This window comes from Moorena sp. SIO3I6, from assembly GCF_010672095.1.
In genome coordinates, this window is record NZ_JAAHHU010000180.1 from 1 (window position 1) to 10,407 (window position 10,407).

Here is a 10,407-nt window from a genome sequence, read left to right on the forward strand (position 1 = left end):
CCATGGAGTTGAACACAGAATAATGAGGAATTTCTACCTAAGTTGATCACTTGCGACACTTACGCATATGGAAAGCTCATTTGAACTAACCCTACAGATGGTTATCGCCATCTTTGCTGGGATCAGTGCCCAGGTAATGGGTGAGTATTTAAAAATTCCCAGCATTGTCTTTTTGCTGATGTTTGGCACTCTACTCGGACCAGATGGCTTCGGTCTTTTGCACCCACAGAAGCTAGGGGTTGGTCTAGAGGTAATTGTTGCCCTCTCAGTGGCAGTTATTCTGTTTGAAGGAGGGCTCAACCTAGATCTGCGGGATCTGGGCAAAGTGTCTGGTAGTCTGAGAAATCTAGTTACCATCGGAACACTGATTACTCTGTTAGGAGGTGGCATGGCGGCTCACTGGCTAGGGGAGTTTCCTTGGCCGATTGCTTTTCTCTATGCCTCTCTAGTGGTGGTCACCGGACCAACGGTGATTAGCCCTCTGCTAAAACAGGTGAAAGTGGATCGACGTGTAGAAACCCTCCTAGAAGGGGAAGGGGTTCTCATTGATCCAGTCGGGGCAATTCTGGCAGTGGTTGTCCTGGACACAATTTTAAATAGTGATGGTGGTGCAAATGCAGCATTTGTGGGTCTAGGTCTTCGTTTAAGCATCGGTGCTGTTATTGGGGGCTTAGGGGGCTGGTTAATGGGGTTTCTTCTCAAGCAAGCACGCTTCATCTCAGAAGAACTCAAAAACTTGGTGGTACTGGCTGGCATGTGGGGTTTGTTTGGCTTGGCTCAGATGGTTCGCTCTGAATCCGGTTTGATGGCAACTGTAGTGGCTGGAGTAGTTATGGGAGCCTCTGACCTGCCTGAAGAGCGCTTGTTGCGACGCTTCAAGGGACAATTAACTGTCCTTGGGGTTTCCATGTTATTCGTACTGCTATCGGCTGACCTGTCAATCGCCAGTGTGTTTGCCCTAGGCTGGGGCAGTATCTTTACCGTCTTGGTATTGATGTTGGTGGTGCGCCCCATCAGTGTGGTGGTTTGTACTTGGAATAGTGATCTCAATTGGCGGCAAAAATTATTTGTGTCGTGGATTGGTCCTAAGGGAATTGTCAGTGCTTCTGTGGCTTCCTTGTTTGCCATTCTCCTAACGGAACGGGGGGTTAATGGTGGTGACTCGATTAAAGCCTTGGTATTCCTGACAATTATGTTGACGGTAGTTTTACAGGGTTTGACCGCTCGCTGGGTCGCCAAATGGCTAAAACTTAACCCAGAGGAGGAGGCAACTGGTGCTGTAATCATCGGTTGTAATCCGATGAGCCGTCTGATTGCTCGTTTGTTTCAAGAGCGAGGAGAGTCGGTTGTGCTGATTGATACAGACCCAGAAGCCTGCCAAAAAGCAAGGGACGAAAATCTGCGAGTTTTCCAAAGCAGTGGTTTGGATGTGGATGTTCTAGAAGAAGCTGGCATCGAATCGGTGGGAACTTTCCTAGCAATGACCAAGAATGGTGAGATTAACTTGGTATTGGCTCAACGAGCAGCGGAGGAGTTTAATCCACCGCGAGTCTTAGCAGTGTTTCCTCGTGACCCCCAAGTCAATAGCAACAACAATAAAACCAAGGTTAATCAGGCCTTCATTGCACAACTACCGATCAAAACTTGGATCCAGTACATTAATGATGGGCAAATCAAGTTGGGCAAAACCACTCTCAAGGAAGCTGGATTTGGTTTTCAGCGAGCTCATCTCAACGCCTTAATTCGCTCTGGAGAACTGGTACCTTTGCTACTGGAGAGGGAAAAGAGTTTTCAAGTGGCGAGTGGGAATGAAGATTGGCAACCGGGGGATAATATTATTTACTTGCTCCATGACCCTAGACCAAAACTTCTGAAGCGTTTATCCGGTGGGACGTCTTCGTCTCGTCTGGCTCTCGAAAAGCTACCCAAAGTCGAGGAATTGCCAATTGCTACAGGGGCATCGAATTCAACAGTAGATGAAAGTAGTGTGAATTAGATGTATAGCAAAGGGAACAGGGAACAGGGAACAGGGAACAGGGAACAGGGAACAGAGAACAGGGACTAGGCAATATGGCATCAAAAATTATCACAATTCCTACACGGATACCTGTTGCACCTAGAAACCAAATAATGCTATTAGATGATAATGGCATTATTTGGTTGATAATCCAATAAAATTCACAAAATATGTTATCAGGTTATCCAATCATGTGAAATCCTTACATTTAGGCAACTGTGCAATAGCATGATCAGCAATTGCACAGTTAGACATTGACTTTCATTAAGGTGAATTTTGAAGACTTTTTGGTAAAATTCAGGAAGCATTTCTATTTTAGGGTTGTCCACTAGACAACTCTATTCTTTTTTGGGTTCGTTTGCTCAAATCCTTATCCTATCTACTTTTCACTCTTATTGTCACCCCCTGAGCAGGTGCGGAAACAAGTGACCCAAACAGCCCCTCAGCCCTTCTCCGGGACCCCAAGTCTCCTTCTGTTAACCGTTCACTTTAATTTTTTCCGACTACTTAAATTAAGAAAATCAGAACATTTATCAAGCTATATATAATTTACATCTATCTTGGGTAGTATAGCAGAAGTCAGAAGTCAGAAGTCAGAAGTCAGAAGTCAAACTCTTGCGCTTATTTAGGTTTGAGACTTTTGTCATGTCCGCGCCTGCCCTGGCGACTGCTATATATAGCGTTGGTCATAGGAGGTAAAAAGAGCAGAAAGCAGATGCTAATTTCCTGATTTGCTTGTGTAAGTGCAAAACTAATTCAGCTTTAATAACCAGAGCCTATATCTGAATTTATAAACTCAATATTATATTAAAATCAGGGGTTTTCTCTAAGAGTATTAGTCATTGTTTTTGAGCTTAATGAATGCAAAATTATACTCTCAAAAAATATATTTAATCCCATAGTAACTATCACAGATAACGAGATATAAAATTATCAAATGACCCAAAACAATAATTATCGGGAAAAGCAACAAGAGCAGCTAAATCAGCTTCTGAGTAAAGATAATCGCTATAAAGTTGTCAAATTATTGGGTGAAGGAGGCTTTGGTAAAACTTGGGAAGTAGATGACCAAGGTACGCGAAAAGTATTAAAAGTTCTGCACCGCAAAAGTCCCAAGGCTATAGAGTTATTTGAACGGGAAGCGGAGGTACTCAAAAAGCTAAATCATCCAGGAATTCCTAAAGTCGAGCCAGATGGCTACTTTATTCTCCCGCAAGAAGGTGGGAATCAGGATTTGCACTGCTTAGTGATGGAAAAAATTGAGGGGTTGGATTTAGAGAAGTGGCTAGAAGAGAATGGCTATCAACCCATCACACAAGAGCAAGCGATCGCATGGTTGAAACAACTGGCAGAAATCTTAGCTCTAGTGCATGAGCAGAACTGGTTTCACCGGGATATTAAACCTGCTAACATCATGCTCAGACCTAATGGTCAGTTAGCTTTGATTGACTTTGGTGCAGCGAGGGAGGTGACGGATACCTATTTTGAAAAGCTTCAAGAAGGAAATGTTACAGGGATTGTTTCACAGGATTACACGCCGCCAGAACAAGTTAAAGGTCAAGCTGAGTATAGGTCTGATTTCTTTGCCCTAGGGCGTAGCTTTGTCTATTTACTGACAGGCAAACTACTCAAGCACTTTGGCGCAAACGCAATCACAGGTAAGCTTGAAAAGAATTGGCGAGACAGCGCGACCCAAATATCTGACCCACTGGCAGATTTAATTAATGATCTAATGGCTCCCTCACCAGAGCGGAGACCTGAGAATGCCCAAGATATTCTACAGCGCTTAGAAATAATTGATATCGAGTCTTCCATTCTCTCAATTCTGTCAGTACTGGGTCAACCAGCAAGATTGATTGCAGAGCCGATTCTTAAAAGGAAAATTCGCAAGTGGGCAAAGCAGAGCCGGATTCCTCACATTGCCCTCTACGGTAGAACAGGAGCGGGTAAATCATCTCTGGTCAATGCCATGATGGGAAAGGAGGTTGCTAAGGTTAGGGTAGATAAACCGGAAACCCTAAACCCTGAATCTTACCCATGCGAGCGCAATGGACGGAGCTTAGAAATTGTAGATTCCCGTGGTGTAGGGGAAAAGTCCAAGAACGATCCAGCATTCCAGTCAGCCATTGACTACATTGTTGAAAAGAGAGTAGATATCCTTTTATTTGTTATTCCAGCCAAAGAGCGAGGGTATGTCGCTCAGGATGTGGAGTTTCTAACCACGCTGCGCCAACAGCACCACCAAGCCCATAATACAGAACTGCCGATTATCTTGGTGATCAACCAGATAGACCTGGTTGAGCCTGCCCGCGAGTGGAATCCACCTTATGACCTGAGTTTAGAATCTAGGGCTAATTCCAGAAAGCCTAGTAATGCCAAAGAGCAGAAAGAAATTAATATTATCAAGTGCATTAAAGCAAGACTCCATGACTATCACCAAATTACTGATAGTTATGTTCCTGTTTCTGCCTGTTGGCAGGAGTACGAAGACACAAGGTATAACATCGAGCAACTAGAACTAGAAATATATAAAAATATCTCTGACGATGCTGCTAAATACGGCTTTGGGGGAGCAACTGCGGGCATCCCACTCAAGAGGATCATAGCCAATAAATTTAAGTTGAGCGCAGCCTGGTTTACATGGAGTGCGAGATTTGTTCCCTTTGTAACAAAATTTATACAAAATTTGCTGGTCAGGATGATTGCCAATATTGCTATTCCTGGCCAATACCAAAGTATTACGGTCCAAACATTCCTGGAGCAGTTGGGTGTTAAAGGAACTCAAATCAATTTCAATACTGTGGCGATGACTTTAGCAATTGGTGAAGCAGCGATTAGCTATTTTATTGAGAACCACTCTATAGAAGAAGCTAGACAAGCTTTTGTACAGGAAGAGAAAAGTCGGCAAACAGAACTAAGAGATGCAGAGCCGGAAGATGTGATGGAAATTCTGCGAAACATTGACAGGGAAATTAGCGAGCGTTACGGAATACCGCCTTTATATAAAGACGACAGTGATATTACCTAAGCCTATGGGCTACGGGAACAGCGAACAGCGGTCAGCTGACAATAAACCGCTTTTGAAAAAATTGAATACTTCGAGATTTTATCGAATGATTTTTCCCCTCTTACCTCTTCTTCACTGCTCCCTGCTCCCTGCTCCCTAAAAAAATGTACTTCACCTAATTGAAAACAGCCATAGTTGAATACTTACCTAAATAGTGTTTATTTTTCGCTAGTATATTGAACCCAAAGATGCTGACTATAAAAAAGTTAAAAATCCCAAAAAAAATGCGGTTGCCAAGTTGGAAATTCTGCTTGCCGTTAATAGCAACAATTTTACTAATGTGGGCTCAAGCTGCCCTTGGCGAAACTACTTCTAACGATTCAGGTGAGCAATTAAAAAAGATCAATACTATCTGGGTGTTACTTGCCGCTTTTCTGGTGTTTTTTATGAATGCTGGTTTTGGCATGTTGGAAGCTGGCTTTTGCCGTTATAAGAATGCTGCTAATATCTTGACCAAAAATTTGTTAGTATTCTCTATTGCTACACTAGCATTCTGGGTCTTGGGGTTTACCCTAATGATGGATGACTCTTTCTTAGGTGTTATCGGAGGGCTAAAAGGACTATTTTTGTTGAATGAACAGGGATTCTCTGAATATAAGAAAGAAATAACGATTCCTCTCAAAGCAGCATTTTTGTTTCAATTAGTTTTTGCTGGAACCGCCGCGACGATTGTATCTGGAGCCGTTGCGGAGAGAATTAAGTTAAAAGCATTTTTATGGTTTAGCTTTTTCCTGGTCGCTCTTTATTATCCCATCACTGGACACTGGGTTTGGGCACCTGACGGTTGGCTCAAACAGCGAGGTTTCGTGGATTTTGCTGGTTCAACCGTAGTTCATGCAGTGGGTGGTATGGCAGCTCTAGTGGGTGCTTGGCTCTTGGGACCACGTAAATACCGACGAGAGGAGGACGGTAAAATGGTTTCCCGCTATAAAGACGATGGTACTAGGGTACCTATACGTCCCCATAATCTCAGCATGGCTACTCTAGGTTGCTTTATCCTTTGGCTGGGCTGGTTTGGCTTCAATGGAGGTTCACTGCTAAAAGCTGACGCTGAACAAATAAGTCACATTCTGCTAACAACCAACATTGCTGCAGCAACTGCTGGTCTGACAGCGGCTTTTACAACCTCAAGGCTAAAGTACTTTAATAACAAACCAGAACTGTCTATGATCATCAATGGAGTCCTAGGAGGTTTGGTTAGTATTACCGCATCCAGTGCCTATGTCCAACTATGGGCTGCTCTTTTCATTGGTATGGTAGCTGGAAGGTTAGTTGTTTTCTTAGTTTACCTCTTCAACCTGTGGAAAATTGACGACCCAGTGGGTGCAATATCAGTTCACTTAGGTTGTGGCATCTGGGGAACGCTGGCAGTTGTTTTGAGTAATCAGAATAAGTTACTTTGTGACCAAATAATAAATGCACCACTCTGCAATAGTGAGAGTCTTGGAGTGATAAAGATATTCCAACAATTAGGAATTCAAGTGCTTGGTCTCTTTGTTGTTCTATTGTTTACCTTGGCTTTTAGTTGGGTCACTTGGTCAATACTTAAAGCGCGAATAGGCATTAGAGTTTCGGACGAGGATGAGCTCAAGGGTTTAGATCGGCAACTGCATGGTGTAGATGCTTACCAGGGTTTTGAAAAAAGAAAAGTTTAGTGGATAAATAAGTGTGGTAACCCGCAATTATGGCTCTTTGTTACCTGTTATGCTTAACTTTTAAATTCAATTGCCTAAAACTATTACTGTGTATAGCTTTGAAATTGTAATAGTTTAGTTTTTCGGCTAAATAGCATCTCAATGTCTAAAAGTATTGCTTAGAAATACTTTTAGACATTGTTTTTGGTAAATTAGCATAATAATTCCGGAAAAACTGCCATTATCTACCAAATAATCCCTGGTCATCGTCGTCATCGTTATCTTCGTTATCAGTTATTGTTTCTCCATTATTACTAGAGGATTTACCATTGATATAAGTCTTAATGTCGTCGATAATTTCAGCGATTTCAGATTCTAACAACCCTTGGCTGATACTACTACTGGCTTTAACTAACAAGAACTTATGGGAACCGCATGGTACCGACATAATGTAGCCATATTTAGAAGATCTAACACAAATATTTGGAGCCGGATCCCATTCCAATTTATTACAAATACGTTTGGGTAAGTAATCCATCACCCCAGCTATGATTTTAGCAACGTCAGAATCCCAATTACCGATAAGTGTTTCGGTGATTATCATAGCATTTTCTTGGACAATGACGACTCCCTGAATACCAGATGTATCATCCTTGAATTTTTTGAGAGTGTCTTTGATTTTTTTAATATCCATACTTACCTGTTACCTTCCTGAATTATCTATGTATATGGTGGATTAGTCTACAATTTAACAAATTTAATTTATTATATATTTATCTCTCGGTAAAAAATGGGCAATAATTCAGATACTAACTGTTCGGATTTCGTCTAATATTTTAGCACTTTATTCACTTAATCAAGGAAGGTTTAGGAAAATTGTCTTGACTAGAGTCCTGGTGGTTGCCAGGAAATTACGTGGTTTTAAACTCTGATTTTTGTAACATATAAATCAGGCCATTGATTGGTGTGAAGGCACCATTATTTGTTAGTGCAAAAATCAGATTATTTGTTTCTATTAACTTTTCTGAGGGTGGGATGATTAGTCCGGACAGAAAACGTTAAAGTACAGAATTCGGTCAAGCATTGGGGTTAACCCAAACTTGACCAATTTTTTTTGATTGCTATCAAGACTTCCTGAAATGTGAGAACCCCGTGGCTTTAGCCCGGGGTCAGAAGTTACCGCAAGAATAAGGCAGCCTTTATGGTTGATCGGTTACTCGTCCCAGGGTTAAAACTTTGAGGCGCGACCCATGGCGAATTTAATTCGCCTAGGTCAAGCGCGCCTCCATGATTAAGGCTGCCTTATTCTAAGGTGTCGTCTCCGGGATGAAACACAGAGACTGGAAATATCGGCGTCGTGTCTTCAATCTGGCTTCTGACCCAACGCTCTATAAATTCCCCAACGCTTGTTCCTGACTCTTTAGCTGAAAGTTGCAACCATTTCCACGCGGTATCTGTAAGCATGATGCCGTGTGTCTTTTTTAGTTCATTATAATGAACGGGAACCCCTCTCAATATTAATTGAGATTTAATCTTATTTTTGCTTGATATTGTTAGAATTTTCGAGTATACTAAAGCTATGGTGACAAAAGAGGTCGAGGTGATCAAATGCATAAGACAATACCAGTAAAAGCTAACTTTTCAGACGAAGAAAAAGTTTTCTGGGAATTTCAATGTAGACAAGCCAATAGTTTGTTTAATTGCGCCATCTATTACGCAAAACAGAAACATTATCAATGGTTAGAAGAACAAGAAGCTTATACTACTTACTGGCGTGGCGATGAATTAAGAACTGGATGGAAAACGTATAAGTGCGGTACTAAATATCCTGAGTTGGATAAAGCATTGAAAATGAGTCCGCACTACAAAGGAATGGCGGCTCAGTCTGCTCAACAGACTTTAAAAACTGTAGGGGAAGCAATCACTAGTTACAATCAACTTGTTGGACTCTATTACAAAGGTCAAGTAGATAGACCTAGGCTCCCTAGGTATAGAAAGAAAGGTGGTTTGGCTGCTGTTACTTTTCCACGACAGGCTTTAACTTACAAAGAAGGATTGTTTTACCCTTCGGTTAGTAAAGAAAGCAAACCTGAATTGCTGACTAAAATTGCCTTATATCCGCCGGATTTTATAGACTCAGATTGGGTTAAAGAGGTAACCATTAGACCTTACTACGGGCAACTTTGGATTGACTGGGTCATTGAGGACGGAAAAGAGCAAGTCAAAGAAAATCCAACTTTAGATTATTCCCAAGCCATGGGTATAGACCATGGTGGAGATAACTGGTTAACCTGCGTTTCGACCTTGGGGAAAAGCTTTATTATTGACGGTCGAAAGCTAAAGTCTATGAATCAAGGGTATTGTCGCCTAGTAGCTAAGTACAAACAGGGAAAACCTCACTTTTACTGGGATTCAAACCTTGAACGGGTTCAGAGAAGACGCAACAACCAGATGAGAGATGCCATTAATAAGACGGCTCGATTTATCATTAATCGCTGTCTCGCTGATGGTATAGGAAACATAGTAATAGGTTGGAATGAAGGACAAAAGCAGCGTTCCAATATGGGGAGAAGTGGCAACCAGAAATTTGTGGCAATTCCTACAAAAAGATTAATTGAAAGACTTAAACAACTTTGCCTTGAATATGGGGTAAAATTAACAATTACTGAGGAAGCTTATACAAGTAAGGCATCTTTCTTGGATGGAGATTCATTGCCAAAAATAGGTGAAAAACCCAAAAGCTGGATCCCATCAGGTAAACGGGTTAGACGTGGCCTTTATAAGACATCAAAAGGAAACCTAATAAATGCGGATTGTAATGGTGCCGCCAATATTATTAGGAAAGTAACCACACAGCTAGGAATCAACCTAGCCAAGGTGGGTAGAGGGATTTTGACAGTCCCACATCGGTATGACATTTTCAACTCCATGAATAAATCATACCGAAGAAGGAGTGGAGCAGGATGGGTTCACCCTCCTGCGTAACATCCTTTGAGAATCCCCCGTGCTTTAGCCGGGGGAGATGTCAAATATCTGAGGCTGATCCAGAATAATTCTGGTCACTGTTGAGGGGCTAGAAATGCGATGCTCCAAAAGAGCCGCTACGCGATGCTCCAAAAGAGCCGCTACGCGAACGCAAAAAATCCCCACCAGATTCTGGTAATCTGAGAACCATAGATTACAACTGCTCCGCTTACTATAGCACTGCATCGCTGTTCCCTGTTCCCTGTTCCCTGTTCCCTGTTCCCTACTCCCTAGATACACCAGGAGGAAGGCGCAGAAGAAGGGAATCTGGCGATCGCCTAATCCTACGCTACCCTGGGAATTTCGCAGAGGTACTAGGGCGTGTTTTCTTGCCTCGGAGATCCCCCTAAATCCCCCTTAAAAAAGGGGGACTTTGAGTATGGCTCCCCCCTTTTTTAAGGTAGGGCTGTTTCATTCTGGCCAAAAATAGATGGGGACCCACCCCTAACCCCTCCCAGGAGGGGAGATGGGGAGAATTTTGGACGAATAGTCGTGATTTTGGCCAAATTTATCTAACCATACTCAAAAGCCGAATCACGAATTGTTAGTCATTTGAGTTGATTGAAGCCGGCTAATTAGTCAGATTTTAATGACTAAATTTGGGGATTTTTCGGAAAATTTTGAGCTATTTCCCTATCCCCCTATCCCCCTATCCCCCTATCTCC

The 10,407-nt window shown here is 42.2% G+C and carries 8 protein-coding genes; 4 read left to right on the plus strand and 4 right to left on the minus strand.

Features of this window, described 5'->3' with window-relative positions; translation table 11 throughout:
• Window positions 1–67: 67 nt before the first annotated feature.
• The gene (locus F6K49_RS30020) at window positions 68–1,996 is read left to right on the plus strand and encodes a cation:proton antiporter (RefSeq protein WP_293102466.1); all 1,929 of its coding nucleotides are present in this window, start codon (window positions 68–70) and stop codon (window positions 1,994–1,996) included.
• Here the strand turns inward: F6K49_RS30020 and F6K49_RS30025 are convergent.
• Window positions 1,950–2,153, minus strand: coding sequence for a hypothetical protein (locus F6K49_RS30025; protein WP_293102469.1), 204 nt, complete (start codon window positions 2,151–2,153; stop codon window positions 1,950–1,952). The genes F6K49_RS30020 and F6K49_RS30025 overlap by 47 nt on opposite strands.
• A gap of 801 nt (window positions 2,154–2,954) precedes the next feature.
• On the opposite strand from F6K49_RS30025, the gene F6K49_RS30030 reads away from it, so the two are divergent.
• Together F6K49_RS30030 and F6K49_RS30035 are read left to right on the plus strand one after the other, a co-directional pair.
• Entirely contained in the window at window positions 2,955–5,045 is a 2,091-nt protein-coding gene (locus F6K49_RS30030; RefSeq protein ID WP_293102473.1) for a serine/threonine-protein kinase, read from the plus strand.
• 317 nt (window positions 5,046–5,362) lie between these two features.
• A complete protein-coding gene (locus tag F6K49_RS30035; protein WP_293102478.1) occupies window positions 5,363–6,739 on the plus strand; it encodes an ammonium transporter in 1,377 nt (458 codons plus the stop codon).
• A 220-nt stretch (window positions 6,740–6,959) separates the two neighbouring features.
• On the opposite strand, the gene F6K49_RS30040 is transcribed toward F6K49_RS30035, so the two are convergent.
• Window positions 6,960–7,412, minus strand: a complete 453-nt coding sequence (locus F6K49_RS30040; RefSeq protein ID WP_293102481.1) for a hypothetical protein — start codon at window positions 7,410–7,412, stop codon at window positions 6,960–6,962.
• Between the two features lie 608 nt (window positions 7,413–8,020).
• Window positions 8,021–8,182 (minus strand): hypothetical protein, encoded by a 162-nt coding sequence (locus F6K49_RS30045; RefSeq protein WP_293027304.1) that lies wholly within the window; start codon window positions 8,180–8,182, stop codon window positions 8,021–8,023.
• Between the two features lie 144 nt (window positions 8,183–8,326).
• Between F6K49_RS30045 and F6K49_RS30050 the strand changes: the two genes are divergently transcribed.
• Window positions 8,327–9,703, plus strand: coding sequence for a transposase (locus F6K49_RS30050; RefSeq protein WP_293102484.1), 1,377 nt, complete (start codon window positions 8,327–8,329; stop codon window positions 9,701–9,703).
• Between the two features lie 24 nt (window positions 9,704–9,727).
• Here the strand turns inward: F6K49_RS30050 and F6K49_RS30055 are convergent, their stop codons facing one another.
• Entirely contained in the window at window positions 9,728–9,928 is a 201-nt protein-coding gene (locus F6K49_RS30055; protein WP_293102486.1) for a hypothetical protein, read from the minus strand.
• Between the last annotated feature and the right edge of the window lie 479 nt (window positions 9,929–10,407).

Bases quoted from the DNA above. Each gene is read 5' to 3' on its own strand.
- F6K49_RS30050 (WP_293102484.1), top strand. From the start codon at position 8,327: ATGCATAAGACAATACCAGTAAAAGCTAACTTTTCAGACGAAGAAAAA.
- F6K49_RS30035 (WP_293102478.1), top strand. From the start codon at position 5,363: ATGTGGGCTCAAGCTGCCCTTGGCGAAACTACTTCTAACGATTCAGGT.
- F6K49_RS30020 (WP_293102466.1), top strand. From the start codon at position 68: ATGGAAAGCTCATTTGAACTAACCCTACAGATGGTTATCGCCATCTTT.
- F6K49_RS30030 (WP_293102473.1), top strand. From the start codon at position 2,955: ATGACCCAAAACAATAATTATCGGGAAAAGCAACAAGAGCAGCTAAAT.
- F6K49_RS30025 (WP_293102469.1), bottom strand. From the start codon at position 2,153: ATGCCATTATCATCTAATAGCATTATTTGGTTTCTAGGTGCAACAGGT.
- F6K49_RS30055 (WP_293102486.1), bottom strand. From the start codon at position 9,928: ATGCAGTGCTATAGTAAGCGGAGCAGTTGTAATCTATGGTTCTCAGAT.
- F6K49_RS30045 (WP_293027304.1), bottom strand. From the start codon at position 8,182: ATGCTTACAGATACCGCGTGGAAATGGTTGCAACTTTCAGCTAAAGAG.
- F6K49_RS30040 (WP_293102481.1), bottom strand. From the start codon at position 7,412: ATGGATATTAAAAAAATCAAAGACACTCTCAAAAAATTCAAGGATGAT.